16 protein-coding genes and 1 other annotated feature are annotated in these 18,437 nt (G+C 34.3%); of the genes, 8 read left to right on the top strand and 8 right to left on the bottom strand.

The features are described from left to right. Positions 1-189: 189 nt before the first annotated feature. The 4 genes from NQZ71_RS23810 to NQZ71_RS23825 all read right to left on the bottom strand — a co-directional run bounded on the left by NQZ71_RS23810 (position 190) and on the right by NQZ71_RS23825 (position 3,821). A complete protein-coding gene (locus NQZ71_RS23810; RefSeq protein ID WP_317011877.1) occupies positions 190-1,137 on the bottom strand; it encodes a cation diffusion facilitator family transporter in 948 nt (315 codons plus the stop codon). Between the two features lie 157 nt (positions 1,138-1,294). After that, positions 1,295-1,717: a YhfM domain-containing protein gene (locus NQZ71_RS23815; RefSeq protein ID WP_317011878.1), complete on the bottom strand. Its 423-nt coding sequence runs from the start codon at positions 1,715-1,717 to the stop codon at positions 1,295-1,297. A gap of 109 nt (positions 1,718-1,826) precedes the next feature. Next, complete coding sequence (gene tyrS, locus NQZ71_RS23820) at positions 1,827-3,074, bottom strand: tyrosine--tRNA ligase (RefSeq protein WP_144457749.1); 1,248 nt, start codon at positions 3,072-3,074, stop codon at positions 1,827-1,829. A gap of 45 nt (positions 3,075-3,119) precedes the next feature. Next, positions 3,120-3,332, bottom strand: a binding site (T-box leader). A 3-nt stretch (positions 3,333-3,335) separates the two neighbouring features. After that, positions 3,336-3,821 carry a MarR family transcriptional regulator gene (locus NQZ71_RS23825; protein ID WP_311201009.1) on the bottom strand — a complete coding sequence of 162 codons (486 nt, stop codon included), beginning with the start codon at positions 3,819-3,821 and terminating at the stop codon, positions 3,336-3,338. A gap of 254 nt (positions 3,822-4,075) precedes the next feature. On the opposite strand from NQZ71_RS23825, the gene NQZ71_RS23830 reads away from it, so the two are divergent. After that, positions 4,076-4,846, top strand: a complete 771-nt coding sequence (locus NQZ71_RS23830; protein WP_317011879.1) for an SDR family NAD(P)-dependent oxidoreductase — start codon at positions 4,076-4,078, stop codon at positions 4,844-4,846. An 83-nt stretch (positions 4,847-4,929) separates the two neighbouring features. Here the strand turns inward: NQZ71_RS23830 and NQZ71_RS23835 are convergent, their stop codons facing one another. Continuing rightward, on the bottom strand, positions 4,930-5,895 hold the full coding sequence (locus tag NQZ71_RS23835) for an NAD(P)H-dependent flavin oxidoreductase (RefSeq protein WP_317011880.1): 966 nt from the start codon (positions 5,893-5,895) through the stop codon (positions 4,930-4,932). A gap of 208 nt (positions 5,896-6,103) precedes the next feature. Between NQZ71_RS23835 and NQZ71_RS23840 the strand changes: the two genes are divergently transcribed. Next, entirely contained in the window at positions 6,104-6,427 is a 324-nt protein-coding gene (locus NQZ71_RS23840) for an iron-sulfur cluster biosynthesis family protein (protein ID WP_144457741.1), read from the top strand. Between the two features lie 54 nt (positions 6,428-6,481). Here NQZ71_RS23840 and NQZ71_RS23845 read toward each other — a convergent pair whose 3' ends face one another. Further along, positions 6,482-7,243, bottom strand: a complete 762-nt coding sequence (locus tag NQZ71_RS23845) for a MerR family transcriptional regulator (RefSeq protein WP_317011881.1) — start codon at positions 7,241-7,243, stop codon at positions 6,482-6,484. A gap of 331 nt (positions 7,244-7,574) precedes the next feature. Between NQZ71_RS23845 and NQZ71_RS23850 the strand changes: the two genes are divergently transcribed. The 4 genes from NQZ71_RS23850 (at position 7,575) to NQZ71_RS23865 (ending at position 13,140) form a co-directional block, all read left to right on the top strand. Beyond that, complete coding sequence (locus NQZ71_RS23850; protein WP_317011882.1) at positions 7,575-8,990, top strand: hypothetical protein; 1,416 nt, start codon at positions 7,575-7,577, stop codon at positions 8,988-8,990. A 1,206-nt stretch (positions 8,991-10,196) separates the two neighbouring features. Next, the gene (locus NQZ71_RS23855) at positions 10,197-11,636 is read left to right on the top strand and encodes a hypothetical protein (protein ID WP_260054963.1); all 1,440 of its coding nucleotides are present in this window, start codon (positions 10,197-10,199) and stop codon (positions 11,634-11,636) included. A gap of 783 nt (positions 11,637-12,419) precedes the next feature. Further along, positions 12,420-12,764 carry a hypothetical protein gene (locus NQZ71_RS23860; RefSeq protein ID WP_317011883.1) on the top strand — a complete coding sequence of 115 codons (345 nt, stop codon included), beginning with the start codon at positions 12,420-12,422 and terminating at the stop codon, positions 12,762-12,764. 58 nt (positions 12,765-12,822) lie between these two features. Then, positions 12,823-13,140: a hypothetical protein gene (locus tag NQZ71_RS23865; protein ID WP_317011884.1), complete on the top strand. Its 318-nt coding sequence runs from the start codon at positions 12,823-12,825 to the stop codon at positions 13,138-13,140. Positions 13,141-13,577: 437 nt separating this feature from the next. Here the strand turns inward: NQZ71_RS23865 and NQZ71_RS23870 are convergent, their stop codons facing one another. Both NQZ71_RS23870 and NQZ71_RS23875 read right to left on the bottom strand, forming a co-directional pair. Then, positions 13,578-14,165 (bottom strand): hypothetical protein, encoded by a 588-nt coding sequence (locus tag NQZ71_RS23870; protein WP_144457729.1) that lies wholly within the window; start codon positions 14,163-14,165, stop codon positions 13,578-13,580. Then, complete coding sequence (locus NQZ71_RS23875) at positions 14,162-14,587, bottom strand: hypothetical protein (protein WP_260054966.1); 426 nt, start codon at positions 14,585-14,587, stop codon at positions 14,162-14,164. Before NQZ71_RS23875 ends, NQZ71_RS23870 begins: the two co-directional genes overlap by 4 nt. 1,121 nt (positions 14,588-15,708) lie before the next feature. Between NQZ71_RS23875 and NQZ71_RS23880 the strand changes: the two genes are divergently transcribed. Then, positions 15,709-16,125 carry a hypothetical protein gene (locus NQZ71_RS23880; protein WP_127738405.1) on the top strand — a complete coding sequence of 139 codons (417 nt, stop codon included), beginning with the start codon at positions 15,709-15,711 and terminating at the stop codon, positions 16,123-16,125. Next, complete coding sequence (locus NQZ71_RS23885) at positions 16,125-17,561, top strand: cell division protein FtsZ (protein ID WP_144457727.1); 1,437 nt, start codon at positions 16,125-16,127, stop codon at positions 17,559-17,561. Before NQZ71_RS23880 ends, NQZ71_RS23885 begins: the two co-directional genes overlap by 1 nt. Positions 17,562-18,437: the final 876 nt, after the last annotated feature.

Consider the following 18,437-nt stretch of genomic DNA (forward strand, 5'->3'; position numbering starts at 1 on the left):
CTAAAGCGTCCTCTATTTCCCTTAGTAGTCGAGTGTCCTCCACTCCACTCCACTCCACTAAGATTTCTAATCATTTGTATCAAACCTAAATAAACCAAAAAAACCGAACTATTTAATCATTAGTAGATTAAATAGTTCGGTTTTTACGTAGATTCACATACTTTTGTCCCAGCCTCTTTTACATTCTTATCAATGATGATGATTGGCATGCACTTGCTTTGTCTTCGTCTGGCAAAGTATAGTATTCTCATGATTATGAGTGCCTGTTTCCAATTGAATGGTCATATGTGTAATGCCTTTATGTTCGAGTTCATGCTCTAGATGGCGCAGTATTTTTTCACTTTCGGCAACTGTTAAATCATTGGCCACGACAGCATGACAGGAAAGGGCATTTAGCTCACTCGTAATGGACCAAATATGCAAATCATGAATACCTTGTATTCCTTCTGCCTTTTCCATTATTTCAATGACTTCCTTTACATTTACGTTCTGTGGTGTTCCTTCCATCAATATATGCAGGGCATCCTTCATAACGAAATAACCGCTTCTCAAAATAAGGATAGCCACGATAACGCTGGCAAGGGGATCTGCCCAGCCCCATCCAAACACCATAATTAAAATGGCAGCTATAATTGCTCCGACAGACCCGAGCATGTCACTTATTACATGGAGAAAGGCTCCTCTCATATTTAAGTTATGCTCTGTATCGCCGCCGCGCAGCATAATCCAGGCAACAATCACGTTAACCAATAATCCAATAATGCTGATTATCAGCATCCCTGTTGTTGCAACCTCTGGAGGATTAGCAAAGCGGCCTATTGCCTCATAAATGATATATAGCGAAATGAGTATCAATGTCACACCATTAATCATAGCTGCGATAATTTCAAAGCGCTTAAAACCATACGTATTGTTAAAACTTGCCGCCTTCTCACCTAACTGGAAGGCAAGGAGCGCAATCACTAAAGAGATGGAGTCGCTTAACATATGGCCTGCATCGGACAAAAGTGCAAGACTATTTGTAATAAAGCCTCCTATAGCCTCAATAAGCATATAACTCGTAATAATGATAAAAGAGAGCAGCAGTACCTTCTTATTTGAACTATGACCATGGCTATGACTGTGATTATGTCCCATTTTAAATCCCCCCTAATTACATTATGCCGCTTATCTCTAATAACATAAGCGAACAACCCTGATTGAGAATCTTATATTTGTTTATATGAGCATCTATTCATATATAGAATACAGCTAATAAAGCTGTTAGTCAAAATAATTTCTTAGTACTTTCCCCCTAATTACTTCTATTTAAACTTATTGCCAATAAATCATTTAAAGTAGCTGTTACTTTTGCTGAAACAGTAAATATTGTGTGCGTATCATCTTCTACCATCAAGGAGCTAGTTTCTCCTGTTTCCCCTATCCAAAAATATATTTGCTCAACATCCGCTTTCGTATACAGCTTAACCATATATTCTGGGGACGACATATTTACGATGCCTTCTTGCTTTATTGCATGGTGAGATATAACTTCGATTAGCTTTTTAGCATCTTGACCATTTAATTCAGCAAGACTTCCACTGTCTTCTATCCTTGAAACAGCAATTTTTTCAACGTCTTTTTCCATGGCAAGTTTAGATGAGATTGTGTCCTTTTGATAACAACTTGTTAAAAGGAAAAGGATAAAGGCTACTGACAACACGAGACTTTTTCTCATTTTGAATTCCCCTCCTCTTTATATTCCTTTAGACGATTTCTTACAAATAATGTTTCATTTAGAAAAAAAAGAAAGAAGTGCATCTAACATCACACCTCTTTCCTTCACACTAAACTGTTTTAATTTCTACGAATTTACGTTTACCAACTTGAAGAATTAAACCATTACTTATCGTCACCTCAAGTTTTGTATCGGTTGCCTTTACTCCGTTTATTTTGACCCCTCTGTTTTCAATCATTCTGCGAGCTTCACTTTTAGAGCTTAATAATTTCAATTCCACAAGTAAGTCAATGAGAGATATTTCTGTATTTCCTTCCCATTGAACTGCTGGAATTTCCTCTGGCATGGTGCCCTTCTGGAAAACAGAAATAAAATGCTGTTCTGCTTTCTCTGCTGCCTCAACTCCGTGGTACATCCTTACAATTGTCTTGGCAAGGAGCATTTTTGCATCTCTCGGATGAAGTGTGCCTGCTTCTAATCGGTCTTTCAACTCTTTAATCTCAGCTGGTTTCAGATCTGTTATTAATTCAAAGTATTTCGCCATCAATTCATCTGGAATAGACATTGCTTTACCGTACATTTCCTGTGGGCTTTCATCGATGCCAATGTAATTTTTCTTTGATTTGGACATCTTTTCAACACCATCAAGCCCCTCTAATAATGGCATTAACAGGGCTACCTGTTTTTCACTTCCGTACTTCTCTTGAAAATGTCTCCCCATTAAAATGTTGAAGTGCTGGTCTGTTCCACCAAGTTCAATATCACATTTTAAGACAACTGAATCATAGCCCTGCATTAACGGGTAGAAAAATTCATGTAAGGAAATAGGTTTATTAAATGCCATTCTTTCTTCAAAATCATCTCTTTCCAATAATCTTGCTACAGTGATTTTTCCTGCGAGTTGAATAACATCCTCAAAGTTTAGCTTAGAAAGCCATGTCGAGTTGTAATGAAGCTCGACCTTATCCATATCAATAACTTTGGCGAATTGTTCGAAATACGTTTTCGCATTATGCTTGACCTCTTCATCTGTTAATTGCTTTCTAGCAACCGATTTGCCTGTCGGATCTCCAATTTTCCCTGTGAAATCTCCGATAATTAATTGTATCGTATGACCATTTTCTTGGAATTGTCTCATTTTATTAAGAACCACCGTATGGCCCAAATGGACATCTGGTGCTGATGGATCAAGCCCCAGCTTAATTTTCAGTGGCTTATCTTCCAAAATAGACTTTGCTACTTTCCTTTCAAGCTCTTCTGTCGGAATAATCTCTTGCACTCCTTGGCTATAAAGGGTCATTTGTCGCTTTACTTCTATTCGTTGTTCCTCTGTCAATTGTTCCATTAACTTCTCCATCTCAAATTCCTCCTAAATGAAAATATAAAAAAACCACATCCCCAAAAAAGGGACGTGGTTTCTTGCACGCGGTACCACCCTTATTAAAGGACAAACTAGTCCTTCCACTCAAACGATTAACGGCTCGCCCGGTCTTTGCTTAAACAAAGACAGCTCCAGGAATGTAATTCGTGTTATCTTTGTGTCGATTTGCACCAACCATCGACTCTCTGTCAACAGGGAGATAACTACTACTGGGTTTCCTTTCATTGCATTTCTATATTAAAAATTATTTTCGCGAATTACATTTCTAAGCAATGCTGACATAGATTTTTGTTCATCCACTGACATACCAGCAACAAGCTCTACTTCCCCAATATGAAAGCGTGGATACAGTTCTTCCATCACTTGCTTGCCTTTATCTGTAATGGCAACATAAGTAATTCTTCTATCTCTCATGTCACTTTTCCTGTAGCATAGCTCTTTTTTCTCGAGTGTTTTTGTAATATTGCTTATCGTTGCTTTTGAAACACCGTTTGATTCGGCTAATTTCTTTGTCTCTATAGACTCCCATACCCATAAATCATAAAGCATGGAAAATGCTGTCCATGATAAGCCATATTCAGATAACACTTCCTGCTCCATTTTATTTCTCAACCCTTGTGCTACGCGGTAAATGTTCGTAACGACGGCTATCGCATCAAGGTTTAAAGACTCAATCGGAATATTAGTGATTCGATTGATTGTGTCCACTTCTTCAGGAAGCAAATCCCCTTTTTCATCAAATGAATAAATATCGAACCACCTCTTTGAATTTTCATAATCATTAGCTTTGAAACGATATTATCAGATTCAGTCAATGAATGCAATATTTTTTGTTTAAGTTATTTGTATTTGTGATAAAAGATAGAAAGCAAGAGAACAAGCTCTAGGCAAAATAAATGATTCGAAATGCGAAAAGTTTTATAATAAGATATGTCATAAAATCAAAAAATACTTTTTATTTTCTGGAGGGATTTGGGATGAGTTTTTCAGGAAAAGTTGTTTTAATTACAGGAGCTGCCGGGGGTATCGGTATCGCTGCTGCTAAAAAGTTTGCTAATGAAGGTGCAAAACTTGCGTTAGTTGATTTAAAAAAAGAAAATTTAACGAAGGTTGCAGCAGAGGTCACTAGTGATCATATTCTTTTGCTAGAAGGAAATGTTGCAGTTGAAGAAGATGTAAAAAGCTTTGTTGAAGCAACAAAAGAACATTATGGCCGAATTGATGTTTTCATTAATAATGCTGGAATTAACGGCAAATTTGCTAATCTAGTGGATCAAACAGCAGAAAATTTTGATGCGGTAATAAATGTTAATCTAAAAGGTGTTTTCTATGGTCTCAAGTATGTACTTAAGGTAATGAATGAACAGAAAAGCGGCGCGATTGTTAATACTGCTTCAAACGGCGGGCTTCTTGGAGCTCCAGGAATGGGACTTTATGTTGCATCAAAACACGGTGTTATTGGGTTAACGAAAACAGCAGCACTTGAAGGTGCTCCATACAATGTTCGTGTAAATGCAGTAGCTCCATCTGGTGTTGATACGCAAATGATGCGATCTATTGAGACAAATGCTATGCCAGGCAATGAAGATAATGCTAAAGAGCAATTTGAAGCTTCTGTCCCAATGAAACGTTATGCTACAGCAGAAGAAATCGTTAACTTGATGGCCTTTTTGGCATCAGAGGATGCATCGTTTATTTCCGGCTCTTATTACCGTATAGACGGTGGACAAGGTGCTACATCAGCTTAAATAAGAAGCAATAAAGGGGGTACCAGTTTATAATGGCATCCCCTTTTGTATACTTTTATGCCAGCCTATGTGGGTCGGCTCATTTATCCCTTACATATACTTTGAAGACGTACCGCTCCTTCTGTTGCATCCTTCATTATTTTATCCATTAAATGACTAACTGTGGGTACATCATTAATTAGCCCCATTACCTGTCCAGCCCATGCAAATCCATTTACTTGATCATCGTCATAAATAAATTTCAAATTGGATTTACCGCTTATCTTATCTTTTAAATCCTCATATTTGGCTCCTTGCCTTTCCTTCTCTATGATATCCAACGTATAATTTGATTTTAAAACCCTTCCTGGAGTACCAAATGTGCGTTTTATAACAACAGTGTCCATCTCTGTGCCTTCTACAAGTGCAGCTTTATATGTTTGAATAGCGTCGACACATTCAGCTGTCGCTATAAAACGGGTTCCCATTTCAATTCCTTGTGCACCAAGTGCTAATGTAGCGAGAAAACCTCTACCATCACCAATTCCACCGCTAGCAATAACAGGGATTGAGACAGACTCTGCAACTCGTGGAATCAGAACCATTGTGCCAATATCATCCTTGCCAATATGTCCCCCGCCTTCTTGCCCTACTGCAATGACAGCAGACGCTCCAAGCAGCTCTGCTTTAAGTGCTTGTCTAACAGTTGAAACAAGCACAAGTGATAAAATACCTTCCCCTTTAATTCGCTCTAAAATAGGCTGTGGATTACCGCCTGTGATGGAAATGACTTTCACTTTTTCTGCTATTGCCATTTCCAAAAGCTCCATATAAGCCCCATTATAAGAACCAATCGCAAAATTGACTCCAAAAGGCTTATCTGTCAGCTTCCTTACTTTTTGAATCTCTTCCTTCAGTCTTTCTGGTGTGTTTAGTGTCATTGCCGTAATCTGACCAAGTCCGCCAGCATTTGAAACTGCTGCAGCAAGCTCTGCATTTCCTAAATACGCTAAGCCACCTTGAATGATTGGACGCTCTATTTTCAGTAAATCCGTTATTCTCGTTTTCATTTTTCCCCTTTCTAACCTAAAATTCACTTCATTTTAGCATATTATTAATTCAGCCCGCTTCTTTATGGCACTTTATTATGTTTTAAAGATTCATTACTGGGAAAATTAATATAGAGCATATTCAGGCAGAATAATTTATTAAACAGTTCTGTTGAACTATAATTATTCTTATAATCCAATTACATGTTTCTCAGGTGAAGGAGCGATTATGATGAAGTTAACAATTACAGATAAAGCAGCTGAAAAACTGCGTTCATATGATCAGCCAGAGGATGCTGCATTCAAATTAACAAGTGTTTTCAGCGGCGGCTGCAGCTATACTTATAATTATGATCTTGCTATCGATCATAAAAAAGAAGAGGATACAAAATTCGAGGACAATGGGATTGTTCTATATCTAGATAAAATGACAATCAGTCACATTAACGAGGATTTAAAATTAGACTATAATGAAGGCCAAGGCTTCCGCCTTGTTGGCGCAAGCCAAATTTATACCTTCAGACTCGATGTGAAAAATAAAGTTAAAGCATAAAACAGTGGGATTTTTTAGTTCCCACTGTTTTTTTATGGACCCCTCTGTATCTGTCTAATCTTCAAGCCCCATATTATAAATGATGGCTTCATGCAGCCATTTTTCCTCCTCCTCTGTAAAGGGAGAATGCGTCAGCTCCTCAAGCTCATCAATATTTATGTTTTCCAGATCAACCTCAGCCAAATTTTCTAATATATCCTCCCCGAGAAAGGCAAACGATGCTTCTAAATAAGATGTGATCATTTTCTGTACTTCTGGGTCCTTTACCGGTCTACCATAGAGTAGCTTTAATTCCTTTGCCAATTGAATATAAGTTTTATCAAGATTCTGTATTTCTTTCTCTGTTTTTTGATACAGTTTTTCCCCTATATCTGCTAATTCATTTTTTGCCATCCAATATTTTTGAAGGGGTTCTGTTTTAATAGCATGTATTAAGGTAAATAAAACGCTGCTGTCAATTTCAGCCTCCATCTCCATTAAGGAGACAACTCTTTTTATGGCATGTATGGACTGCTCCACTTTTTCCTTCTCTTCCTCCAGCACTTGTAAATGAAGCTGCAAAGTATCATTTAAACTAACAGTAAAACTTTCTTCCCCTAATAAATTGGCGATTTTCTCTAAGCTATAACCTAAAAATTTCAAGCTTGTAATCTTTTGGAGCGTGATAATATCTTGATTTTTATATATACGATGTCCAGATATAGGATGTTTTTCTGGCTTCAATAAGCCAATCTCATCATAATAATGTAAGGTGCGAATAGATATACCAGATTTAGCTGAAATTTCTCCGATTGCAAAGCTTTCTTTTCCTTTCATTTACATACCTCCCATAATTAGTATGTTTCTATTATAAATCCTGACGTTACTGGAGGTTCAAGAGGTAAAAATGAAAAATCCACCTAAGCAAGGTAAGTTTTTGTGTTATATTTCTACCCTTGAGCCCATTCATAATTTTTGTGTATAATAAAATGGGTTAGACTATGGTATGCCTGTGTTTTTTTGCAGGGAATGTACTTCCCTATAACTATTTCATTTTTTATATCATTTACACAACAAGGATCTGACACATTATCTTTAATTTAAATGGAGGCAAGCAAACATTGCGGTTTATAATAGAGCTATGGGAGCAACAAAGGAGTTGGTATTATTGGCCTTACCAAAAAACTATCTAGTAGACGCAACACTTGAACGTTTGGGAACATCCTTTCTGGATTTATATAACAGCAAAATAGGCGATGATGTTAGAGAATTTTTAGCTGTCATCTTTTTTGAAGAACTAATTGAGCCAGAAACCGGCAGGCAAAGGAACTTAAAAGAGCTGCGCTCTCTCTATTATCGAGATAAGTTCAAACGAACGAAGAAAAACTGGCATTCTGCTCTAATTAAAAGCATAAACAAAACAAGCAAAAATCCAAAGGAATTGATGGCTGAAGTAAAATTCATCCGTGAAGGAATTGAGAAAGGATTTATTGACTTAGCAAATAATTACCATGTTACAGATATCAAGGACTTAATTGCTGATCGCTTAAGCGAAGTCGATAAATGGGTCAATGATGATACAAAGCTCTTGTCAGATTATAAATATATTAAAGACAAAACCAAAAACCAAATAAAAAACACTTTGAAGATTGACTCCATCATAACCGTAACAAGCCTTGTAATTGAAGAGTTCGGCGGTGATTTTAACCGAATTGTTAAAGAAGTGAATGATCTTTTCAGCGAGCTTCCCCTGCCAGGAAAAACAGGCAGAACCAAATTCATGGATTTTCACGAGGATCTAGCTGTTGAAAATAGTGTAACTGCTGAAATCTATGAAGATGGCAACTTGTCTATCCGGACACTTCTTGGCAAAACCTTGATTGAAGAAAAAAATTCAATCGCTTTGACTCCGATGGATTACGAGATATTTAACTTTATTCTTTCCAGAAGAGACTATGAATTTGTGGAAAAACAAAAAATCTATGTCGATATTGGCGACATTGTTAAAAACATGTATTCCTCAAGAGGTGTTAAGGAATATAAACGAATAAGAGAACGTCTTGAAAAACTAAAGCATCTTAGCTTTGACATTAAGGCCGATGACGGCAAAAAGTATATATTTGACCTTTTTGACCATATTACTTATTTAGATGAAGCAGAAACAAAAGCCGAAATAAAAATAAATGAATTCATGCATCAACGGTATATCGACAATCAAGTGACGAAAATCTATAGTGATAAAATCCAGAATTTCCAGCTTGAACTATCTGAGAATATTGTATTCATTCTGCAAAAAGAGCGATTTGCGAAAAACTCCCTTCTTGATGACTCCATTGATCGAAAGAAAGGTATTGCCTATCCTCTCGCCTTTTTTACTAGACGCCTACGATTACCTACAAGAAAAAAGGATGCTTTAACGAAAGTGGAAAACTCACTTCATGAATTAGTGAACAACCAGGTGACAATAAAAAGCTTCCGCCGTGTGAATGATGTGTTTCATATTGAGTTCCTTCCTATTACGGAGCATGAAGCCGAGGATTTAATCGATGCTAAGCATCAAAAGGTGTTATTCTTAGAAACATAAAACAAGAGCATCCCCAATGCCTAAACGCTTGGGGTGCTCTTTTTCTTTACGACTACCTAATTAAAGAAACATCTTATTGTTAGATAAAAAAAATTTACACCATTTCTTCGTGCTTTTTTCAGTGTTGACACCTTCATTTTTTTTCACCATTTCTTCGTGCTTTTTTAAAACATCTAAATGACCAAAAAACCTTCATTTTTTTTCACCATTTTGTCGTGCTTTTTTACCTTAGGAGCTTAATAGCCAAAACCACATTTTTTTTACACCATTTTATCGTGCTTTTTTAAAACCTATAAATTTTTTCACCATTTTATCGTGCTTTTTTTATTTCACTAAAATAAAACTGCTATTAAAGCTCTTTTTTTGCTATTTAATGGTTTATAAACAAGACTGTTATCGTCCAAACAGGTTCTAAGTAATATGCAAATCTCTTTTGATGAATGCTCTATACGGAATACTTTTTATTAAAACGCAAAATTTTTTCACCATTTCTTCGTGCTTTTCTTAAAATACAATAAATTTTCACCATTTCTTCGTGTTTTTCTCTATAAATGCGCCTAAATAATAAAAACAGCATTTTTTTTTCACTATATTATCGTGCTTTTTTTTTATATATTAGCCATTATAATGTCAATGTACTAGATGTCTGGGTTTATCCACTTCCAACCTCGAATTTTTACACCATTTCTTCGTGTTTTTTTGTTTTTTTCCCAATTATGTCGTGCTTTTTTTTCTCGCTTATCTAAAGTATAAAATTTTCACCGATTTTTCGTGCTTAAGAACGAAAATACTAATTTTGTTTTCGACAATATTCGACAAACATAATACCGTTCTTCGCTTTTTTTCACCATTTTATCGTGCTATTTCACTTTATTGTTTTTTACTTAGAGTGAATGTACTATCTTTTCACCATTTCTTCGTGCAAAAATTTTTTTCCATTATCAAAAAGACTTCAAAAACCTTGCTATTATAGTCTCCTTTAAAAATTTTCACCATTTCTTCGTGCTTCATTATTTGTTGTATTATAGCCTTCTACATCATTTTTTCACCATTTCTTCGTGCCATTTACACCTCTTTTTTTTGGTGTATATAATAAATGATATATAAATATAGATATTAATTTAAAGACTATGAAGTACATAATTGTTACACAGCTTTTATACTCTTATGATGATCCAATTTAATGGGAAAGGAGGTTACAATAAAGTGATTTACGAGGAAACGTATCAGTATTTATTACATAATGTATCATCTAAAGAATTTGATGTATGCCTGTATTCCCTTCTACACACTGATTGGGATGGTATAATCCAAGCACCAGATTCTGTCATTGCTGCAAAAGCAGGCACAAAAAAGAAATATTTACGGCAGATCATACATAAATTTACATCCTTTAAACGTGGAAACATCTATATTCCTGTTGAAACAACAGAAGGAACTAAATATAAATTTAAGCGTGGACTTACACGGAATTTAGGCTTTAACAGTAAAACAGATCGTTATTGCAAAAAGTATTCCTTCTTTTATGAAGATTCGTTTCAAAGGTTATCAATAAATTCTAAAAGATTGTTGTTAATGGCTGCATATCGTATGTCTGTTCAAAAAGCGGAATCTGTTATGTTTGATTATCACGATATTGTGCCTTCCAAATATACATATGGACATCCCTATTTTACAAAAGGCCGCCTTTATGAAGCCATTAGTGAACTCAATAACTCTGAACTTTCCAAAATAGTGAAGGTTCATTTAGTGAGCAATATTTACACTAGAAAACTAGCTGTCTCCTTTGAATTTAAACAAGGAACATTAGATGAATTCGCAAGCAATTATACAGAAAGGCAGCTTTTGCGCAAAAAGATGTTCGAATCTGGCTTCCATGGATATCTTAATGACAGTTTTTGTATGGAAATTGAAAGTGTCGGCAAGTATTTATACAACTCTCTCTTTAGCAATGAAAAAATAATGGCTAAACAGGGGGTTATTAGTGATGCAAAGGATGAAATACTTTCACTAGCCAGATTTATTTATGATACGGCAATCGAACAGCTGGCAGCCGTACTCCCTTCCAATATACATTTTTTGACTGAGCCTAAACAGGCTTCAGCTTATTTCAGCACGATTATTTATAATGTACTATTAGATGAAATGGGCAAATATGGTCATCAGGCAGAAAGCATCAAATCACTGTTAGATAACCATTACCTACATAAAACGATTGTAGAGAAAGAAACTGGCATCGATATTATGCATATAGGCATTGAAGATCATGTTAAACCGATAAAACAACGCTTTGAGAAAGCACAGCATATTTATCTTGTCCTGAAAAATTGGTCTGAAAACTGGGTTATTTCTCGTACTAAGTCAATAATTGAAGACTCAGAGACACTATTAACCTCAAGTAACGAAGATAAAAAACAGGCAATTCAACAAAAACGCGGCTGGAGTGATATAGAATCGGCGAAAAACCAATTACAACTATTAAAGGAGCAGTCATACGAGCAAATTAACAAGCTAATAAATCAATGTTTAACATATGGTAACAAAGCCATAGACATGAGTGAGCGCATCCAGTCTTTAACAAATGCAAAGGACTCATTAGCTTCATTTTTTGCCATACATACCGAAAAAATTTTCAAAACTCCATAATGACACGGGTTAACACTGGCTATTAGGCGAGTGGATCTTGTGCTACAAAAAAAAATCTTCTTTTATATTTTTGCTTGTTAAGACGTACTTTTTCCCCTTCTAACATTTTTCAACCATAGCGAAATAACCATATGCTGGAAAAGCATATTTTTTTTGACTTTTTTTTAGGCTGTGAATTGTAGTTTTATAGTTGTTAATAAATTTTTTTACTATGTTATTTGTAATCTAATAATTGTTATTAGTGGTGATTTAGTTGTTATTTACTTTTTATTACTTGTGAAAAAAAACTTTTTACTGTTAGCGTCTATTATTTACCTGTTTATTTTAAGCTTGTACATGTGATATGCCGACTTGAGCTTTTTTTTATTTTCGGAAACTTGATAAAATGAGGGTTTTTAGAGGTTTTTTGTTAAAGGTTCTAAATAAATGTTCTAAATAAAGATCTAAATATTATTCTAAATACTTATCTAAAATAAGGAAATAAAGCTTACCACCTATTTTATGTAAAAATAATAAAAAATATTATATTAAGTCAATTTCCATTCTTCGGCTAATTACTTAATAGTGAACACAAAAATACAAGCAGTTAAAATATGTCTCTATGTAGCATATTCGTCTACCAATTTATTTATTCCTTTTTTTAAAAAAATTATGTAATAGCAGAAAATTTGATTAGCCCAAATAAATTATCTAAAAATCCATGCTTGTCCTATTATATTAATCTAGTGCTCTTTTTCACCTGTGCATAGAATAAAAATAAATAAAGATTAGGAGGAAATAATAATGAGTAACGTATGGTTTCCAGGTGGAAGAAGTGACGATAACAATCAAAAAAATAACTCTAAATCCCGTTCAGGTGACAGCGATAGTCGTTCTAAATCAGATGTAGATTTTGATTCTGATAATGACTTAAGAAATGACACTAATGTCGATAACCAAAATGATTTAAAAAACGTCGATAAGAACACTAACATTGCGAAGGTAAAAGACTCTGGAAATGCTAAAATCGACTTAAATATCGATGTAGATTCAGATTCCAATGCACGTGTACGCTCTCGTTCTAGAGCTAATGCTGATACAGAACAAGATCAAGATAATAACCAAGAAAATGACCAAAACCAAGAATAAAAAAACAATGGCGAGCAGGATCAACTGTTTCGCCATTTTACTGTAAGGAGAATTGTTCATGTCTCCCCAAAGAAGGTTTACAGATAGGGAAAATAATATCTATCCGTTCCGTAATGACGAGAATTATGAAATTGATTTGAACAACGCAGAAATAAACAAAAGCGGTAATTCCGATGTGGATGTATATGTTAATGTAGAAATAGATACAAAACCAATAGCTCATGCTATGCTGTGTACTTTATTAGCAACAAAAAAAATCAGCAAAAAAGAATTTGAGGAAGCATTAATTAACTTAGAAGAAATCACCAAAAATCATAAAAACAGAATTCCTGGATTACGACTGTTTGGTCCATTAAGTAAAAATGACAATATTTAAATAAGATCTATAATACTATGTTACTTCTTGATTACAACTATAATTTAGCGGTATCATCATGCCCATTCTTTGGCTTATAGCACTTTTAATTCTCTCCATTAGATGATTTAAGAATCTAAACACTCCCTCTTACTCACCGTTTATACCTCATTTGCAAGCCCTTCGCCATTTCATAATCGGGAATCGAATACAGCAACATTCTATTTATGTTTACACTCTTACAAAATTTAAAATCCACACATCACATTACTAAGGGTCATTATAAGTCACTAAAGGGTGCTACATGCCTTCTAAATAGTTCTGAAGGAAAAGATACCATTAATAGTCACTGCTGCCGTTTTAAGAGGATTTGGTGTATTGGTTGGTGGAAAAAAGCCAAAAATAAAGGATAATAGCTGCCTATTTTAATAGCACTATTATCCTTTTTCACTCGTACATTATTGTGACAGCCTTTGTATGATATTATCCACCACATTGGACAAGTTACCATTTTTATATTGAAGAATGAAATCACTGTACAGCATTCTGAGCACATCCTTTACTTCAAAGCTATATTCTAAATCTAGCTCTGCAATATCACTCAGCATGACCTCTAATCTCAAAGCCTGCTTTCTATTTATAAGACATTTAATCATCTTCTTTTTTGGTGAATTTGCCGGGATTAAAATGGCATCCTCTTCCTCGTGATAAGAAGTGATTTTTATTGCCTTTTGACTTCTCGTTGTGAGCTCATGGTAAAGCTCAACTGGATTGCTTCTCCTTTTAGCCTGGTACAAAAAATCATCTAAAAGCAGTGTCACTAAATCTATATGTGTAAATTGTTCGTTAGCTGCTTCTGTAACATCATCACAAAACAGCTCACCACGTAAATACTCAGAAACAGGAACGTAAAAAGTATATGAAAGTAATGTAGGTGTTGTTAATTTCCTTGTAGCCTTCATAAACCATTTATCAAAGAAATTATATGGGCTATATGAGAGCTCCCTTATTTCATCATCGTAAATAGGAAATCTGCTTTTTTTCACCGGTTCCTTTTCACCTCTTCCTCCAGCATAAAGGCAAGAATCCGATATGCTGCTTCTTTTAAACTGCAATCCCATTTAACTTTCATTTCAAATAGTAAATCGTGATACACCCTCTCCAACTTTGCTGGATAAGGCTGTCCCTTTGGATCGTATATACGTATTGGGAAATCCTGATATTCCTCTAACCCCTTCTTCACCAATAAAGAGCAATACGGTGTGGGTTCAAGTCCTCTTTTTTTGGCTAAAATTTTTAGCAATCTCCTTTCTTGTGGTGTGAAAGGGATTTTCACATCCTTCTTTTTATCAACTCGTTCTTTACGTCCCTCTGTTTTGGTAATTGTTTTTTTCCGAACTATTTCCTTTTTCGTTTCTATTTTTGGTTTATCTATTTTGGTCGTAAATATAGGATTTATAGGTTCCATCTTCTCCCTCTCTCCTCCCTTTTGCCTCTTTTTTCTTTATTATCTCAGTGTCAAATTGTCAAAAAGTTATATTGCTAGATTATGAAGGAGGCTATGAAAATAGAACGTATAAACTTCAATTTTTTGGACAAACTATGTAACAACGAATATTGAATAAGTTGGAGGAGGAAAATATATGACTTCTGGAAAAGGAAAAAACACAGGAATAGAAAATGAGAAATTAAAAAAATTAGCAGAGTTAGCAAAAAAGTCAAAAACAATAAAAAAAAGCATCGTAAAATAACATAAGCTTTATGATTAACATTATCTTTACGATGTGAGAACTATTATAAATACGCGTCGGCTTTACGCCATTACAAGCATGTACGAACCAACTGAAAACATAAAAAAAGAACTAATAGAAAGAACAGAATAAACTAGTAATCTAGATCATAGTATTAAATTAAGTGCTGAAAATCAGTTCGTAAATGACTTGTAAAAAAGTGATTTACGTAAAAAACACAGCAGATAACATGTAATTTACGTACATACTTTTCGATTGTTATATTGATTTTTAATAAAGCAATGTCGTTTTTACGTAAAGGTTTGTAGTTTACTGATTTAATAATTTGAGATAGTAATTAATGGGGGAATTATTGACTAACTTTAAATTGGTCCGTGTATCTCTGAAAATCATATACATTTAAAATAGGCAGACACTATATAAGCCCACTATTAATAGTGGGCTTATATAGTGTCTATAGAAAAATATTTAATCAATATTACACTTAAACACCTATATAACAATATTTCTTTATAGACACTATATATAGTCACTATAAAGAAATTTCTTAGCATTTATTCTCTATTTTTACGTCGGAAAAATGATGAAAACCACCCGTTTTCCCCAAATTGAGCATTTTTAACCTAATAAGATATGTATTTTACATTGGATTCGTGCGCAAAATCGTAAATTACATATATAGTGTCTTTAAAGAGACACTATTAAAATCCCCCTTTGATAAAGGGTTTTACATAAAAATATAATTCTAAAAGTCATAAAAACTGCTATATAGACACTTGTATTAGAGACTATATTTAGTTATTATATAGTTTATAAGTATATGATAGGAGGAAGATTCTTGGATCATACCCTTCATGAGTTACATAAGCATGTTAAGTTTAGTGATGAGGTGCTGGAAATGTTCATTGATATTATTGGACAGGATCCCGGCTTGCTTAAGGTATTCCAGTACATAGCAATTGAAGAACAAAAGAATAAAGAACGAGGTGTTTCTATAAGCCATATCATTGAAAATGTTAAGGTGGAACGTCTTGTTAGAAAAAATGTTGGAAAAAACAAGTACGTATATGAAGAAGTATTTACGAACATTGAACGTAAAAACGTCGAAAAAATGGTCGATAAGCTTATGTTTATGTCGCTTATTTATCATGAAGCAATCAAACCTTATAAGTTTCTATTTCTAACAAATCGTGGAAAACAACTTATAGCCAAACTAGTAGAGAATAAATCGAAGAATAAGGAGCTGCGTAAATAATGGCAAAAACATTTACAAAGAACCAGCCTGCAATAAACATTACAATGGTAGGTTTTGGACAAGCTGGAACAAGAATGGCAGACCGCTTTGCTGCATTTAAAAAAGAAGATAATACATCAGTCTACAACTGTATCGCTTTAAACAGTAATGATGGTGATTTGGCTGGCTTAAAGAACATTTCAACAAATAACAGAGTAAGCTTGGAGCTTGGTGGATTGGGTAAAAACCCAGAAGAAGCTATACATATATTGGAGAGAAATGAAAAAGCGAAGGATAAGCTGAAGTCTTTTATACAAGAAAGAATTAGACCGCAAGATGATCTTGTTATGTTTTTCGCTGGCCTTGGCGGTGGAACAGGTACTTCTACTATTGTGAAGGCAATTGAGGAATTTTATGATTTCAATAATAAACCAAAAATCATTGAAGAATTTAACCTTATTCGCAAAGAGCTTGGTGAAGCTGAAGTTAAAACAAATCCAAAGAAATATTTAAAAGAAGCTTCTATCCGTGCAAGAAAAAAATTCATTAAGATTGGTATCGTTGTGACGATTCCTACACGTGCTGACGGTCCTGATGCCCTTCGACAAGTGAATAACTTTGCTCAGCAGATCTGGGATATTGCGAAAAACCCGAATAAAGGTGTTGCTTTCGTGGTATTTGCAGACAATCAGCATTTCTATGATGAGTTTAAACAGCTGCCAGAGAACAGCAGAAATGGCATTGATAACTACAGGGATTATGCTAACAATGAAATTGCAGAGATTTTCCATGAGCTTAATACAGCTACAACTGGTGGTGGAACTGCGGTTACCTTTGATAGTGCTGACTTTAGACGAGTTATCCTTGAGCACACAGGTTCACTTGTAATCAGCAGATTCTCAAAGTCTAGCAATACTGTTAGAAACGGCCATGATGTGACAGCAATGTTTAAGGAAGCAATTGATAGCAGTAATCTTCACCAGCCTATCCAGTTATTTGATAAAGAAACCAACACATCAGCTCGAATCCATCATATTGGACTACTTGCTATCCTTGATAAATCAAATGATATTGGCAGTTCTTTCATTGATGATGCGAGAGAAGAAATTATTGAAAAGCTTCCGTTAAATGGTACAGTGTTTAGCGGGTATTTAGAGGAAAAAAACAATTTTTCAACTAGTGTTTATACGTTCTTTAAGGCAGATGCCCTTCCAGAGCGTCTTGCTAAAGGTTTAGTAAAGGAATATGAAGATTTTAAAGCAAGACAGCAAGAAGTAAGCTACCAGCAATCTGTGATCAGTTCTATTGCTGCTGCAAGTGATGATGAGGAATTTGACCTTGATTTTGCTGAATTAGGCCTATCTGAGTACTTGGGGAATGATAAACCTGCAGAAAAAACAGAGCCAGAGAATGATATTGACTTAGATGATATCGATTTAAGCTTGCTTGATGATTAATTTAGGAGCAAAAAACTCATTTAATCCCCTTTTTTGGTTTAATTAAGAGTAAATTTGCTTTAAAAAATAGAAAAAGATGCTTTAGGAATGCTCCTGAAGCATCTTTTTTACGTGTAGTTTTATATAAATCCCACAATAATGTATTTTTCGTGAATGCCCGTATTAAGTGGTAATGAATTTTTGTCTATAGCTCCTATAAGTCTTCTTTAACAACCTTTTTTTGTGTTGTAAACGGTTCGTAAGCCCCCTCTTTTATGTAAATCCATAGATTTATACCAATAATATCCATAAAATAATATTATTCCTCGTATATCTACGTAAATCTTGCTTATATGTATATAATAATTACATTATTTCTATGATTTATGTACGTTAACTACGAGAAATACGTGTCGTAAATAAATAGTAAACCAGTAGTTTACGAAAAACACTATCAGATAAAAGGGTAAATATATGTAAAAGTTACGTTCAACTTACATAAATACAGTAAGTGTAACCGTAATTTTTACATAAAGATTGTATACAGTATTTATGTATATTTATAAATAAAGATTGTACATACTTCGTAAATACACAAAGTATGTAAAAGTCACATGACAATTTACGTAAATAGATAAAATATTTATCATAAACAAACACCGCAGTTACGTAAGCAATCCGTAAATTAATTCGTATTAACGTAAACAGAATGTATATTCACGAATGTTTATTATCGTAAAAGAGTCGTAAAAGTAAAATTTACGACTCTAATCAATAGATAAATGTAAGAATTACGTCAATTAACATAGGTTGTTTTTCATAAGATTATACATATTACGTAATTAGTACGTAAATATAAAGATACTTAATGAACTTTTCTTGTCGTAAGCGAGTTGT

The organism is Niallia taxi (assembly GCF_032818155.1).
Lineage (GTDB): Bacteria > Bacillota > Bacilli > Bacillales > Cytobacillaceae > Niallia > Niallia taxi_A.